12 protein-coding genes are annotated in these 14,617 nt (G+C 74.3%); 7 read left to right on the top strand and 5 right to left on the bottom strand.

Features of this window, described 5'->3' with window-relative positions; genetic code table 11:
* Positions 1–322 precede the first annotated feature (322 nt).
* Together ACZ4SV_RS08295 and ACZ4SV_RS08290 are read left to right on the top strand one after the other, a co-directional pair.
* Positions 323–1,228: a metallophosphoesterase family protein gene (locus tag ACZ4SV_RS08295; protein ID WP_365881453.1), complete on the top strand. Its 906-nt coding sequence runs from the start codon at positions 323–325 to the stop codon at positions 1,226–1,228.
* Positions 1,176–1,871, top strand: a complete 696-nt coding sequence (locus tag ACZ4SV_RS08290) for a 4'-phosphopantetheinyl transferase family protein (RefSeq protein WP_468002448.1) — start codon at positions 1,176–1,178, stop codon at positions 1,869–1,871. The genes ACZ4SV_RS08295 and ACZ4SV_RS08290 overlap by 53 nt, the downstream gene beginning before the upstream one ends.
* A gap of 501 nt (positions 1,872–2,372) precedes the next feature.
* Here ACZ4SV_RS08290 and ACZ4SV_RS08285 read toward each other — a convergent pair.
* Complete coding sequence (locus tag ACZ4SV_RS08285) at positions 2,373–2,600, bottom strand: hypothetical protein (protein ID WP_468002446.1); 228 nt, start codon at positions 2,598–2,600, stop codon at positions 2,373–2,375.
* Between the two features lie 200 nt (positions 2,601–2,800).
* A complete protein-coding gene (locus ACZ4SV_RS08280; protein WP_365881448.1) occupies positions 2,801–3,457 on the bottom strand; it encodes a helix-turn-helix domain-containing protein in 657 nt (218 codons plus the stop codon).
* Positions 3,458–3,698: 241 nt separating this feature from the next.
* On the opposite strand from ACZ4SV_RS08280, the gene ACZ4SV_RS08275 reads away from it, so the two are divergent.
* The 3 genes from ACZ4SV_RS08275 to ACZ4SV_RS08265 all read left to right on the top strand — a co-directional run bounded on the left by ACZ4SV_RS08275 (position 3,699) and on the right by ACZ4SV_RS08265 (position 7,571).
* Positions 3,699–4,364 (top strand): MmyB family transcriptional regulator, encoded by a 666-nt coding sequence (locus ACZ4SV_RS08275; RefSeq protein ID WP_365881446.1) that lies wholly within the window; start codon positions 3,699–3,701, stop codon positions 4,362–4,364.
* A 240-nt stretch (positions 4,365–4,604) separates the two neighbouring features.
* The gene (locus ACZ4SV_RS08270; protein ID WP_468002444.1) at positions 4,605–6,653 is read left to right on the top strand and encodes a phosphocholine-specific phospholipase C; all 2,049 of its coding nucleotides are present in this window, start codon (positions 4,605–4,607) and stop codon (positions 6,651–6,653) included.
* A gap of 66 nt (positions 6,654–6,719) precedes the next feature.
* Entirely contained in the window at positions 6,720–7,571 is an 852-nt protein-coding gene (locus ACZ4SV_RS08265; protein WP_365881442.1) for an LURP-one-related family protein, read from the top strand.
* Positions 7,572–7,660: 89 nt separating this feature from the next.
* On the opposite strand, the gene ACZ4SV_RS08260 is transcribed toward ACZ4SV_RS08265, so the two are convergent.
* Together ACZ4SV_RS08260 and ACZ4SV_RS08255 are read right to left on the bottom strand one after the other, a co-directional pair.
* Positions 7,661–8,614, bottom strand: a complete 954-nt coding sequence (locus ACZ4SV_RS08260) for a hypothetical protein (RefSeq protein ID WP_468002441.1) — start codon at positions 8,612–8,614, stop codon at positions 7,661–7,663.
* Positions 8,611–9,429 carry a phosphatase PAP2 family protein gene (locus ACZ4SV_RS08255; protein WP_365876454.1) on the bottom strand — a complete coding sequence of 273 codons (819 nt, stop codon included), beginning with the start codon at positions 9,427–9,429 and terminating at the stop codon, positions 8,611–8,613. Before ACZ4SV_RS08255 ends, ACZ4SV_RS08260 begins: the two co-directional genes overlap by 4 nt.
* A 148-nt stretch (positions 9,430–9,577) precedes the next feature.
* Between ACZ4SV_RS08255 and ACZ4SV_RS08250 the strand changes: the two genes are divergently transcribed.
* Positions 9,578–10,222 carry a TetR/AcrR family transcriptional regulator gene (locus tag ACZ4SV_RS08250; RefSeq protein ID WP_397935604.1) on the top strand — a complete coding sequence of 215 codons (645 nt, stop codon included), beginning with the start codon at positions 9,578–9,580 and terminating at the stop codon, positions 10,220–10,222.
* Positions 10,223–10,353: 131 nt separating this feature from the next.
* Here the strand turns inward: ACZ4SV_RS08250 and ACZ4SV_RS08245 are convergent, their stop codons facing one another.
* The gene (locus tag ACZ4SV_RS08245; protein ID WP_468002438.1) at positions 10,354–11,385 is read right to left on the bottom strand and encodes a DUF2510 domain-containing protein; all 1,032 of its coding nucleotides are present in this window, start codon (positions 11,383–11,385) and stop codon (positions 10,354–10,356) included.
* A gap of 545 nt (positions 11,386–11,930) precedes the next feature.
* Here ACZ4SV_RS08245 and ACZ4SV_RS08240 point away from each other — a divergent pair.
* Positions 11,931–14,606: an ATP-binding protein gene (locus ACZ4SV_RS08240; protein WP_468002436.1), complete on the top strand. Its 2,676-nt coding sequence runs from the start codon at positions 11,931–11,933 to the stop codon at positions 14,604–14,606.
* The last annotated feature ends 11 nt before the right edge of the window (positions 14,607–14,617 follow it).

Genomic DNA, 14,617 nt, shown 5'->3' with positions numbered 1-14,617 from the left:
CTCGTACTGTCGTACATTCCTCAATCGAACCGTCGCCTTCCGGCCAGGTGTCGCGGCCGTCCGGGCGGCCGGCACCCTCGGGGAGGCCGCCTGGACGAGCGCTTCCCCGGGCGGTCGCGTTACCGTGGACCAGGCGATCCCTCGCGTCCGGAGCCGGACGGGCAGCCGTCCGCGCACGTCCCCTGACGGCGTCTCGAAATCACCCATGACCCTTTGGAGCGCCGCCGGTTCCGGAAGCCGACACTCGGTCGGATGCCTCTTGTCCCCGGCCGGGTCCATGTGTTGTTGTGGTGCCATCGGATGATCGGAAGGGGTGCGCGGGGTGGAGTCGACGGCCGGGGCCGGACAGCTACTGGCCATCAGCGACCTGCACATCAGCTACCCGGAGAACCGCGCCCTCGTCGAGGAGATGCGGCCCGGGAGCGACGACGACTGGCTGATCGTGGCCGGCGACGTCGCGGAGACCGTGGACGACATCCGCTGGGCGCTCGGCACGCTCGCGCGCCGCTTCCGCAAGGTGTTGTGGGCGCCCGGCAACCACGAGCTGTGGACCCACCCCCGGGACCCGGTCACCCTGCGCGGCGTCGCCCGCTACGAGCACCTGGTCGAGGTCTGCCGCGAGCTGGGCGTCCTCACCCCCGAAGACCCCTATCCCGTGTGGCGCGGCGCCGGCGGCCCGGCCGTCGTCGCCCCGCTGTTCCTGCTGTACGACTACTCGTTCCTGCCGGCCGGCTGCGCCACCAAGGCGGAGGGCCTGGCCTACGCGGAGAGCACGGGCATCGTCTGCAACGACGAGTTCCTGCTGCACCCCGACCCGTATCCGACCCGTGAGGCGTGGTGCCGGGCGCGGGTCGCCGAGACCGAGCGCCGGCTCGCCGAGCTGCCCGAGGACCTCCCGACCGTGCTGGCCGGTCACTACCCGCTGGACCGGCACCCCACCGAGGTCCTGTGGCACCCCGAGTTCGCCATGTGGTGCGGCACCGGGCTGACCGCGGACTGGCACCGCCGGTTCCGCGTCGCCACCATGGTCTACGGCCATCTGCACATCCCGCGCACCACCTGGCACGACGGAGTCCGCTTCATGGAGGTCTCCGTGGGCTACCCCCGCGAATGGCGCAAGCGCCCGGAAGCCCCGGGAAGGCTGCGCCGCATCCTGCCGATGGAGGTCGAGACCGGTGATCGAGGAGCTGCTCCCGGAGTCGGTCGTGGCCGTGGAGGCACACGCTGACGACCCGCTGTGGCAGGCCCCGCTCTATCCGGAGGAGGAGGCGCTGGTCGTGCGCGCGGTGGCCAAGCGGCGCCGCGAGTTCGCCGCGGTCCGCGGCTGCGCCCGGCGCGCCATGGAGAAGCTGGGCGTGCCGCCGCAGGCCGTCGTCAGCGGTGAGCGGGGCGCCCCGCTGTGGCCGGCCGGGCTGGCCGGCAGCATGACCCACTGCCAGGACTACTGCGCCGCCGCGCTGGTCCGCGCCACCGACCTCGCCTCCCTCGGCATCGACGCCGAACCGCACGGGGCGCTGCCCGAAGGTGTCGGCGAGTCCGTGTTCCTGCCCGCCGAGATCGCCCGGCTCGACCTGCTCGCCGCGCAATCACCCGCCGTGCACTGGGACCGCCTGCTGTTCAGCGCCAAGGAGTCCGTCTACAAGGCGTGGTTCCCGCTCACCCGCAAGTGGCTGGACTTCTCCGAGGCCGACATCACCCTGCGCGCGGACTCCGCCGGCGAGCCGTACGGCACCCTGAGCGCCGAACTCCTCGTCCCGGGCCCGCTGGTCGGCGGCCACCGCCTCCAGACATTCGAGGGCCGATGGGTCGTACGGGACGGGGTGCTCGCCACATCGGTGGTCATCCCGCACCCCACGACACCCTCCGCCTGAGGACGGGCCGCCGGGGCGACGTACGCGGCGACCGACGCGGGCGCGGTGGCGACCTACGTGGCGCGGCGATCGACGTGCGGCCGGTCCGGGTGGACCGGCCGCCTGATCGCCCCGCTGTCGGGGGCGCGCACGGGTTGCTCGCGGGGCGGCGCCCGCCGTCCGGACGCGCACTTCGCCGTCCGAGGTACGCCCGAGCCGTCCGCGGTGCATGCCGGCCGCCCTCCGCCGCGCGATTGTGCCTCCCGGCGGATGACCGCCCGGGCGGGCGACCGGTTACCGAGCGGACCGGTGCACCTCGTCACGACGTGACCGCCCGGACGCGACCGTCCGTGCCAGGTGACCGGTCACCGCGCCGGCACCGACCGGCGCGCCGCTGCCCGAGCGCACCCCGGCCGAGGCGGGCCGCTCCGGCGTGTTCCGGCCAGATCGGCACCGGCGTCTCCCGGCCCGCCGTCCCGCTCCCGCCCGGGCGGTGACGGCGGACCCCGTCCGGAGGGTTCGTCAGGCCGGCGGGTGCCAGTTGCGCAGCAGGTGGAAGAACTCCGCCTCGTTGCCCGCGAGTCCCGCCTGGGCCAGTGCCCGGTCCGCCTCGGCGAGGACGGCGGGCGGGACGAGGGCAGGCCGGGCGGTGTCCGGTGGTCCGTCGAAGGCGGCGCGCACCGTATGGAGCAGCCGCAGGTACGCCTGGACGGCGGTGCGCTCACGGTCGGTCAGTACGGCGGTGGGCATCGGTCGGCTCTCCCCGGGTAGGCGTCACGGTCACGCGCCCTGCGGCGCCGTGCACCGCGTCGTAGCTCGGCGCACACCCCCAGCTTGCCGCCCACCACTGACAATGCCGTCCGGCTCGGCTCCGGTTCGCCCGCTCAGCGCAGGCACGGCGGGAGAAACGGCCGTACCGGACACGCCGTACGGCTCCCCGCCCCGGCGGGTCAGGACTCGGGCCGCTTGACGCTCTCCAGGAGCATGTCCAGCCATTCCGCGACCTTGTCCCGGTGCTGGTCCGTGGGCAACTGCGCCGCCCGCCAGGCGATTCCGCGCACCCCGTGGTCCTGGAGCAGCCGCTCCAGCGGGTCCTCCACGGCCTCCACGTCGGCCCGCTCCCGGTCCGCCAGCTTCTGCAACAGCTCCTGCTCGGTACGCTGTAACGCGCCCGCCAGGGCCTCGGGGTCCTCCGCGGTGAGGAAACCGGCGTGCACCCGGAAGAAACGCTGGAGGGCGTCGCAGTGCTCCATCGTGGGCCGCCGGTCGCCGTTGATGAGGGCGCCGGCCTGCTGCCGGGACATGCCCGCGCCGTCGGCTATCTCCTGCTGGGTGTAGCGGCGTCCGCCGGGCTTCAGCCGGGTCCGGCGCAGCAGGTCCAGACGTTGCAGGAAGCGGGCCTGGACGTCCGGTTCGCCCGCGGGCCGACCGCTGAGCAGGGCCCTCACCACCGGCTCGGGCACCCCGCAGGCGGTGGAGAGCCGCACGACGTCGAAGACCTCGGCGTGCGGTACGCCGAGCCGGTCGGCGAGCGCGGTGACGCGGGCGACGACGGCCGGCAGCTGGGCGGTCGCCGAGGCGCCCGGATCCTCGTAGCCATCCGTCACCGACAGAACTCCTACGTCTCTAGAGGGCTTCAGATGTGTCCGTGCTTCTCACGAGCGATCGCCGTGAACTTCCCGGAGCGTAGCCCGTGTCCGGAACCCACATCCAGGTGTCGCCACAACTGTGGCGAATTTCAGCCGTCAACCGGCATGAAATGCCACGATAGTTGACACGACTCTTGCCTGGGCAGCAGGATCGCATCGCCGCGTGAAAGGCCGCAGAGGCAAGAGGGGTGACCTCCCGATGGCACATCAGGCAGGAGGGCAGCGGCCGGCACCGCGGCCCGTCCCCGACATTGGCGAAACCAAGGCGTACCTACAGGACTACGGAGCGCTGCTGGAGAACGTGTCCTGTCCGTCCCTGGTCGTGGACCGCCAGTGGAACGTGGTCATGACGAACCGGGCGTTCGAGACGCTCTTCGGCGGCGTGCGTCCGCATCCGACGGCCATGCCGGGGGAGAACTTCCTGCGGTTCGTGCTGTTCCACCCGGACGCGGGCGCGATCCTCGGCGAGCACGAGCCGGACTGGTGCCTGCCGATGCTGGCCCAGCTCCGGGACGCCCTGGAGTCCTCCGGACACGACCACGAACTGCAGGCCGTGCGCCGGGACATCGCCGAGGATCCGATCATGGAGGCCGCCTACCGGCAGGGCCTGCCGCACTGGATCCGCGCCGTCGGCGAGGCCGCGACCCGCCTGGACGGCGCGGTGCGCCTGCTGCACCACCCGGACCCGCGCCGCGGGCGCACGGAGTGCCGCATCGTCGAGGAGGCGCCGCTGCCGCTGCGCGAACTCGGCTACCGGCGGCTGTCGATGGTGCTGCGCGAACGGCCCGCCGCACCGGTGCGCCGCGCCCGCCGCCCCCGGAGCGGCGGCTCCCACCTCACGGTCGTCCCCGCGACCGAGACCTGACCGGCTCCGCCCCGCATCACCGACACCGCCCCCCCGCGTCAACTCGGCGTGGCGCTCTGTCGTTGCCAGGAGCGCGCGGTCGCCCCCGCACCGCACCGACCGCCGGGTTTCACACCGGCGCCATCGGACCCTTCCCTGACGTTTGCTGCTCTTGGAACACTCGCTCCGCGCGGTTTCCGTCATCCGGCGGCATCCCGCAGGCCGGTACGGCCGTACGTCAGAAGGAGAGGGTCCTCACCCATGTCCGAAGTCAACCGGCGGCGCTTCCTCCAGCTCGCGGGCGCCACCACGGCGTTCTCGGCGCTGGCCGGCAGCATCCAGCGCGCGGCGGCCCTGCCCGCCCACTACCGCACCGGATCGGTGGAGGACGTCGAGCACATCGTCGTCCTGATGCAGGAGAACCGTTCCTTCGACCACTACTTCGGCTCGCTGCGCGGCGTGCGCGGCTTCGGCGATCCCCGTCCGGTCACCCAGAACGGCCGGTCCGTCTGGAAGCAGTCCGACGGCACCAGGGACATCCTGCCCTTCCACCCGGACGCCGACGACCTGGGCCTGGCCTTCCTCCAGGACCTCCCGCACGGTTGGAACGACGGACACGCCGCCTTCGCGGGCGGCAGGTACGACAAGTGGGTGCCCGCCAAGTCCGCGACGACGATGGCGTACCTGACCCGCGACGACATCCCCTTCCACTACGCGCTGGCGGACGCCTTCACCGTCTGCGACGCCTACCACTGCTCGTTCATCGGTTCCACCGACCCCAACCGCTACTACCTGTGGACGGGGTACACCGGCAACGACGGCAAGGGGGGCGGCCCGGTCCTCGGCAACGAGGAGAAGGGCTACGGCTGGACGACGTACCCCGAGCGCCTGGAGCAGGCCGGGGTCTCCTGGAAGATCTACCAGGACATCGGCGACGGTCTCGACGCGAACGGCTCCTGGGGCTGGATCAGCGACGCCTACCGCGGCACCTACGGCGACAACTCGCTGCTCTACTTCGACCAGTACCGCAACGCCAAGCCCGGCGACCCGCTGTACGACAAGGCCCGCACCGGCACCGACGCCCGCACGGGCGAGGGCCTGTTCGACCGGCTGAAGGCGGACGTCAAGGGCGGCCGGCTGCCCCAGGTCTCCTGGATCGTGGCCCCCGAGGCGTTCACCGAGCACCCCAACTGGCCCGCGAACTACGGCGCCTGGTACGTCTCCCAGGTCCTCGACGCGCTCACCTCCGACCCGGACGTGTGGGGGAAGACCGCGCTGCTGATCACCTACGACGAGAACGACGGCTTCTTCGACCACGTCATCCCGCCCTACCCGCCGGCCTCCGCCGCCCAGGGCAAGTCGACCGTCGATCCCTCGCTCGACCTGTTCAAGGGCGACAGCGGCCATGTCGCCGGCCCCTACGGGCTCGGCCAGCGGGTGCCGATGCTGGTCGTCTCCCCGTGGAGCAAGGGCGGTTACGTCTGCTCGGAGACCTTCGACCACACCTCGGTCATCCGGTTCATCGAGCGCCGCTTCGGCGTCCGGGAACCCAACATCTCGCCCTGGCGGCGCGCCATATGCGGCGACCTGACCAGCGCCTTCGACTTCTCCCGCAAGGACACCGCCCCGGTCGTGCTGCCCTCCACGGCCGGCTACCGGCCGCCGGACCGGGGCCGCCACCCCGACTACGTGCCCAAGCCGCCCGCCACCGCCTCCCTGCCCCGCCAGGAGCCCGGCAGCCGGCCCACCCGCCCGCTGAAGTACGCCCCGGTGGTGGACGGCGCCGCGGACACCGCCGCGGGCACGTTCGCGCTCACCTTCGCCTCCGGACCCCAGGCCGGCGCGGTCTTCCTGGTGACGTCCGACAGCCGTACCGACGGCCCCTGGACCTACACCACGGAAGCCGGCAAGACGCTCTCGGACACCTGGAACTCGGTGTACTCGGGCGGCCGTTACGACCTGGCCGTGCACGGGCCCAACGGCTTCCTGCGCGTCTTCAAGGGCCGCAACAAGACCGCCGGACCCGAGGTCACCGCCCGGCACACCGGGGACGACGTCGCGCTCACCTTCACCAACAAGGGCTCCGGCACGGCGCGGCTGACGCTGGCCGACGGCTACGGCGCCGCCCCGGTCACGGTGACGGTACGGCCCGGCGAGACCGTGCGGCGGACCGTCTCCCTCACGGCGAGCAAGCGCTGGTACGACCTGACGGTGACCTCCGAGGCCGACCCGGCCTGGCTGCGCGGCTTCGCCGGGCACGTGGAGAACGGGCTGTCCGGTGTCAGCGACCCGGCGATCGCGACGGGGTGAACGGGCGATGAACACCGCTCCGTGCGTACTGGTCAGGTACCGGTCACCGCAGGGTAGTGTGCCCCGGTGACCACGCAATCGAACACTCCTGCAGGCTGGTACCCGGATCCGCACGGAGCGCAGCAGACGCTCCGCTACTGGGACGGCGCGCAGTGGACCGAGCACACCAACCCGGGCGGGCAGCCCGCCGGGCAGGTTCCGCCGCAGCAGGCCCCGGCCCAGCAGCAGGCCGCTTTCCCGCAGCAGCAGCACGGCGACGCCAAGGTGCAGCGCCAGGTACAGAAGCAGGCCGGTGTCGCGGCCGGCGGCCCCGGCGGCGGCACCCTCTTCACCGAGCCCGTCCTGGTCGTGAACCAGAAGGCCAAGCTCATCGAGCTGACCAACGAGTACAAGGTCATGGACCAGAACGGCCGGGAGATCGGTTCGGTCACCCAGGTCGGGCAGGGCGTGCTGCGCAAGATCCTGCGCTTCGTCTCCAGCCTGGACCAGTTCCTCACCCACAAGCTGGAGATCCGGGACGCCTACGGCCAGCCGCAGCTGCTGCTGACCCGGCCCGCGAAGATCTTCAAGTCCCGGGTGGTCGTGACCCGCCCGGACGGCTCGCCGGTCGGCGAGATCGTCCAGAAGAACATGATCGGCAAGATCAACTTCGCGATGATGGTGAACGGCCAGCAGGTCGGCGCGATCAAGGCGGAGAACTGGCGGGCCTGGAACTTCGCGATCGTCGACCACGCGGACAACGAGGTCGCCCGGATCACCAAGACCTGGGAGGGCCTCGCCAAGACGCTGTTCACGACGGCGGACAACTACGTCCTGCAGATCCACTACCAACTGCCCGAGCCGCTGGTGACCCTCGTCGTGGCGACGGCGCTGACGGTCGACACCGCGCTGAAGCAGGACGCGCGCGGCTGGGGCTGACCGGGCCGCGCCCGGACGGACGGGTCAAGACGACGGCGGCCGGTGCGCGGGACTTCCCGCGCACCGGCCGCCGTCGTTCCCGCGGGTGCTCACAGTGGCGTGAGGTGCCCCGGCTGATCCGGCTGCCGGGGCACCAGCGCCGGCTCCGCCGTGGCCGTCCCCGGCTCCAGCGCCAGGACGGCCGCCACCGGATGCTCGTCGTCCTCCTGTGGGGCAGCGGCCCCGGGCGCGGCCCGGGTGAGCAGCAGCACGCCCCACGCGGCCAGCGCCGCGCCGGCCAGGGCCAGCAGCATCCCGCCGGCCCCGCCGTGCAGGCCCTGCCCCAGCAGGGACAGGCCGATCACCGCGGCGGCCACCGGATTGGCCAGGGTGACCACGGCCAGCGGGGCGCCCAGGCCGCCGCGGTAGGCCGTCTGGGACAGCAGCAGCCCGCCGACGGCGAACGCGGCGACGAGCACGGCCACCACGGCCACCTCGGTGCTCAGCACCGGCCCGGAGCGGTCCGTGGCCGCCACCGTCACCGTCTGGGTGAGCGCCGAGGCGACACCGGAGGCCACGCCGGACGCGGTCGCGTGCCGCAGGCCCGGCCGCGTGCCGGGCCAGGACAGCAGGCCGATCGCGGCGGCCGTCGTCCCCGCGACCACCAGCGCCTCGGTCAGCGACAGCACCCGGTCCGGCGCCGGACCGGAGGCGGCGGCCAGCAGCGCGGCCAGTCCCAGCAGCGTGAGCGCCGTACCGCGCCACTCCACCGCGCTGACCCGCCGCCCGGCCGCCCGCGCGCCCAGCGGCACGGCGGCGACCAGGGTGAGCGCGCCCAGCGGCTGGACGACCGTCAGGGGGCCGTACTTCAGGGCGACGACGTGCAGCAGCGCGGCGGCGGCGTTGAGCCCGACCGCCGACCACCAGGCGCCGGTCGCCAGCAGCCGCAGCAGACCGGTGCCGGCGCTGCGCGCGGCGAGGCGTTCCTGGGCGACGGCGGCCAGCGCGTAGGCGACGGCCGACACCAGCGACAGGCCGAGGGCGGCCAGGGCGGCGGCGCTCATCGGCCCGCTCCCGCCAGGACGGGTTCCCGGGTGACCGGGCGGCCGGTGCCGGTGCCGGCGCCGGTGCCGCGTCCGGCCGTGGTGAGCGTGCGCCGCGGTGGATGGAGGGCGGCGAGGGCGCACCCGAGCATGGCCGTCGCCACCACCGAGTCCAGCCAGTAGTGGTTGGCCGTGCCCACGATCACCAGCAGGGTGACCAGCGGATGCAGCAGCCACAGCCAGCGCCACCGGGACCGGGTGGCCGCGATCAGGCCGATCGCCACCATCAGCGCCCAGCCGAAGTGCAGCGAGGGCATCGCCGCGAACTGGTTGGAGAGGTGGTCGCTGGCGGGCGGGCCGTACACGGACGGGCCGTAGAGCCGGCCGGTGTCCAGCAGGCCCGTCCCGGTCAGCATGCGCGGCGGGGCCAGCGGGAAGGTGAACGGCAGCACCAGGGCGGCCGTGGTGACCACCGCGAGCACCCGGCGGGCCCACACGTAGTGCGCGGGCCGGCGCAGGTACAGCCAGACCAGGAAGGCGAGGGTGGCCGGGAAGTGCACCGTCGCGTAGTAGGTGTTCGCCAGGTGGACGAGGGTGTCGCCGTGCAGCAGCGCGGACTGCACGGCGTTCTCGTGGGGCAGGTGCGCGGTCCGCTCCAGGTCCCACACACGGCGGGCGTTGTGGAAGGCGTTCCCGGTGTGCCCGACGGCCAGCCGGCGGCCGAGTTTGTAGACCAGGAAGAGCCCGGCGACCAGCACGAACTCACGGATCAGAGGCGGACGTGCCGAGGTCTTCGGCACTGGTTCCGCCTCCGCAGGCTCGGTTCGGGCGTTCATCCCCCGGCCCCTTCGCTGACAGTGGTGATACATCGATACGCTTCCGTACCGATACGCAAGTGTACCGATACGACTGAGTACCGGTACACTGACGTATCGATTGATGTGCGCCACACTGGAGACAGCACGAGTGAGGGGAAGCACCGCCATGACGTCGCAGGCCGCGGACGGACCGGACACGGTCGTCGCCTCGCGCCGCTCCAAGATCACGCCGGAGCGTGAGCGGGAGTTCTTCGACGCCGTGCTGGAACAGATCCGGGAGTGCGGCTACGACTCCGTCACCATGGAGGGCGTCGCCGCCACCACCCGGTGCAGCAAGTCCACGCTCTACCGGCAGTGGAAGACCAAGCCGCAGTTCGTCGCCGCGGCGCTGCGCGCCAGCCGCCGGGTGCGGTTCGCCGGCATCGACACCGGATCGCTCGCCGAGGACCTGCGCCAGGCCGCGCGGGCCGCGGGCGACTGGTCCGGCAAGGACACCCGGCTGCTCCAGGCGCTGGGGCACGCGGTGACCTCGGACCAGGAGCTGGCCCAGGCGCTGCGCGAGGCGCTGGTCCACCCGGAGATCGCCGCGCTGGAGGAGATGCTCGGCCGGGGCGTGGCGCGCGGCGAGGTCCGCGCCGACCACCCCGCCCTGGAGTACGTCCCCGCCATGATGTTCGGCGTCCTGCGTGTACGGCCCGTGCTCAACGGGCAGTACGCCGACGCCGGCTACCTGGTCCGCTTCGTGGAGGCCGTCGTGCTGCCCGCGCTCGGACTGGGAGGAGAACCAGGCCGCCGTTCACGGGATGACTGAACGGTGACCTGCTCGCGCCGCACCGTGGGGACGGGGGCGGCGCGCACCCCCCGGCCGGGTGGGATTTCCCTTGAGCGGAGGGGAATCCCGCCCGGCCGATCCGTGTCCCGGCCGATGCCCGGGGACCTTCCTCAGACGTCCTGGCCGTTCCCGCCGCCGGACGAGACCTTGATGCCCTTCAGGATGTCGTCGATCACGGACACCTCCTGCCCCACGTCCACGCCGAACCGGATCACCACGAGCCGGCGCGGGTCGTCGGGCGAGGGGAAGGCGACGGACTCGACGTAGCCGTCGGCGCCCTTGCTGGTGACCGCCTTCCAGCGCACCAGATAGCCCTTCTGGCCGGCCACCGTCACCGCCTGCGAGGCCAGCACCTCGTGCGAGGTGATGCTGCCGTAACTCGCGCCGCCGTAGGACTCCTTGGCGTTGGCCGCGATGTCCGCCTTCGCGACCTTCTCGGCGGTGTCCTGGGCGAGGCCCAGCACCGCGGCGGGAGCCGTGTAGGCGCCGCCCGCGGTGCACGTCTGGGCCGTGTCGCCCGGGCACGGGTAGGAGTGGGCGGAGGTCACCCGCGCCCCGGCGCTGATCGTCTGCCCGGTCCAGCCCTGCGGCACCGGCAGGCTGATCCCGTTCACCGGGTCCGGCACCGTGCCGCCGCCCTGGACCTCCGGCGCCTCGGACGGCCCCGGCGACGGCGAGGACCCACCGGACCCGCCCGAGCCCTCGGACCCACCGGAGCCGCCGGTCCCGCCCGGGCCGCCGCCGGTCCCGCCGGAGACACCGCCCCGGCCGCCGTCACCGCCCGGACCCTGCCGCGAGCCCGCGCGGTCACCGCCGCCGCCGTCGTCCTTGGAGAGGGCGTACACACCGACCCCGATGCTCGCCAGGACCGCGGCCGTCACCGCGACGGCTATGCCCGTGCGCAGCCCGCGCCGCGGCCGGCCCGGCGGCTGGGCCGGATACGCCGGATATCCCGGGTGGCCGCCGAACCCCGCGGGCGGCGCGGCCGCCGGGCCGGCCGCCGGGGGACCCCACGGGGCGGCCTGGCCGGCGGGCCGGGTCCGGTCCGTCCAGGCACCGCCGTCCCACCAGCGCTCGGTGGGCGGAGCGTCATTCGTCTGCCCGGGGTCGGGATACCACCCGGGAGGAGTCACCTGCGTCATGCCCCCACCGTATGAGGCGACGGTGAAAGCGCGATGAGAGGATCCGCCGGCCGATGCCACCACCCGGCGGGCGCACCAGGACATACCGCCCGACAGTGCCCGGGGCCCGCCTGTTCGGTTCGCCGGCTGCATCGTCCGACAGTGCGCCGGGGTCGCCCGCCCGGTCCGTCGGCTGCATCGTCCGACAGCGCGGCGGGGTCGCCTGCCCGGTCTGCCGGCCGCATCGTCCGACAGCGCCCAGGGGCCACCCGCCGGGACCGCCGACCGCATCGTCCGACAGCGCGTCGGGGTCGCCTGCCCGGGCCGCCGGCCGCGTCCGCGCCGTATCTCCCGCCGGTCTCCCGGGGCGCCGTGCACTTGCGTCGTGGCCGGCACGCGTACCGCCGTCGACGCGCGCGCCGCCGGTCGTGCCGGGGACCAGGGCACCCGCCCGCCGCCTCGTTCACCCGGCCGGGCAGCGGCCGGTTCGGCCCGCCACCGGGGTGCCACCGGACGGCTACGCTCGGTGGCGGTACGTCGTTCGGGTGACCTGGGGAGGGAACGGGATGACGGACGGACGGCCCTCCGTGGCCGGTTCGGCTTCCCTGTGGGAGCGGGACGCCGAGATCGCCACCGCCGTGCGGGCGCTGGACGCCCTGTGCGCCGACCGGTCCGCCACGGGCGGCCTGCTGGTCCTGCGCGGCGCGGCGGGACTCGGCAAGACCGCGCTGCTGGCCGAGATCCGCCGCAGGGCCGAACGCCGCGGCTGCGCCGTCTGGTCCGCCCGCGGCGCCGAGGCACTGAGTTCCGTCCCGTTCCACGTCGTACGGCAACTGCTCCAGCCGGCGCTGCCGACCCTGCTGCCCGAGGAGGCCCGCGCGCACCTCGGCGACTGGTACGACATCGCCGGCCCCGCCCTCGGCATAGCCGCACCGCGCGGCGACCACGCCGACCCGCGGTACGTGTGCGACGGACTCGTCGCCGCGGTGCGCGGGCTCGCCCGCCGCGCGTGGCCGCTGGTGCTGCTCCTGGACGACGCCCACCGGGCCGATGCCGAGTCCCTGCGCTGGCTCGCCGCGTTCGCCCGGCGCCTGGACGACCTGCCCGTCCTCCTCGTGGTCGCCCACAGACCCGACGCCGCCCGCGGGGACGCCGCCCGCCACCTCGACGCCGTCACCACCGCCGGCCACCCGGTCCACACCCTCGGCGCCCTCACCCCGGACGCCACCGCCGGCCTCACCCGCGCCACCCTCGGCCGCCACGCCGACGACGCGTTCTGCCGCGAGGTCTGGGCCGTCACCGCCGGCAACCCCTACGACACCGTCGAACTCCTCGCCAAGGTGCGCGCGAGCGAACTGCGGCCGGTCGAGGAGCGGGCCGGAGAGCTGCGCGCGCTCCACCGGGAGGCCCGGGGCGGCGGACTGGCCGGCCGGCTCCAGGGCCTCGGCGTGGAGGCCACCCGGTTCGCCTGGGCCGCCGCCATCCTCGGCACCGGCATCACCGTCGACATGGTCGCCCGCCTCGCCACCATGGACGACCGTCTCGCCCACGGCTGCGCCGACCTGCTGTGCGGCGCCCGCGTCCTCACCCGGCCCGGCCCGGGCACCGGACCGGGCCCCGACGAGCTGGAGTTCGTCCACCCGCTCATCGCCGAGGCCGTCTACCAGTCCATACCGGCCGGCGTGCGCACCGCCATGCACGGCGTCGCCGCCCGGCTCGTCACCCGGCTCGGCCGCGGCGCCGCCGAGGCCGCGCGGCACCTGCTGAAGGTGCACCCGGACGACGACGAGGAACTCGTCGGCCAACTGCGCGAGGCCGCCCGCGAACACCTCGCCGTCGGCGCGCCGGACGCGGCCCGCCGCTGCCTGGAACGCGCGCTGCGGGAACCGCCCCGGCCCGAGGTGCACGCCCACGTCCTGTACGAACTGGGCTGCGCCACCCTCCTGACCGACCCCGCCGCCACCGTCGGGCAGTTGCGCGGCGCGCTCGGCATGCCCGGCCTCGACGGGGACGACCGGGCCGGCGCCGTCGTCCGCCTCTCCCAGGCGCTGCTCCACAACGACCAGTTGGAGGAGGCCGTCCGCACGGTCGGGGCCGAGGCCGCCCGGCACCCGGCCGGCCCGGTGCGGCTGCGGCTGGAGGCGTTCCGGTTCATGTGGGAGGGCATCCACGGCGAGACCGCCGCCCCGGCCCGCTCCCGGCGCCTCGCCGCACTCGCGGACACCTGCACCGGCCGTGACAACGCCGAGCGCGCCCTGCTCATCCTGCGCGGCTTCGACGCCATGACCCACGGGGAGAGCGCCGACGCGGTGGCTGGCCTGTGCGACCGCGCCCTCGTCGACGGCCGCCTCGCGCCCGGCCTCGGCTGGACCGACCCGGAGTGGGGCGTGGAACTGCTGCTGATGCTCGGCAGCGCCTACGCCTACGCCGACCGGCTGGAACGCGCGGAGCGCCTGTTCACCGAGGCCCGGCGCGTCTACACCTCGGCCGGCTGGCGCGGCGTCCACCTGTCCCTGGCCAACGCCTTCCTCGGCCTCGCCTACCGCCGGCAGGGCCGGCTGCCCGAGGCCGAGGCCGCCCTGCGCGAGGCCGTGGCCCTCGCCGAACGCGTCGGCCGCCGCCTGCCGTTGCACTGGTCGGCGACCTGCGGACTGGTCGACACCCTGCTGGCCCGGGGCCGGGTCGGGGAGGCCTGGTCGGTCGCGGGCCGGTACGGCTTCGCGCCCCCGTACCCGTCCACCATCGTGCTGCCCGACGCCCGCTCCGTGCGCGGCCGACTGCTGCTCGCCGTCGGCCGCACCGCGGAGGGCATCGCCGAACTGGAGGCCGCCGGGCAGACCGCCGCCTCCCGCGGCGGCCACAACCCGGTCCTCGCGCCCTGGCGCGTCGACCTCGCCAGGGCCCTCGCCGGGCAGGACCCCGCCCGCGCCGCCCGGCTCGCGTCCGACGCGCGCCGGCAGGCCGAGCGGTTCGGCACGGACACCGCCCTCGGCGAGGCCCTGCGCTGCGCCGCCGCGCTGGAGACCGGACAGCGCGCGGTACGGCTCGCCGCCCGGGCCGTCACCTGCCTGGAAGCCTCGCCCTGCCGGTACGAACTCGCGGCGGCCCGCGTCGAGTACGGCCTCGCCGCCCGCTCGGCCACGGAACTCCGGCGCGGCCTGGACCTCGCCGTCGCCTGCGGCGCCGAGGGGCTGGCCGCCCGGGCGCGGGAGGCACTCGGGACGGGACGGCAGCCGCGCTGACCCGGGCCGGG

The organism is Streptomyces sp. NPDC027672 (assembly GCF_055566335.1).
This window is presented reverse-complemented; position numbering and strand designations above follow the sequence as displayed.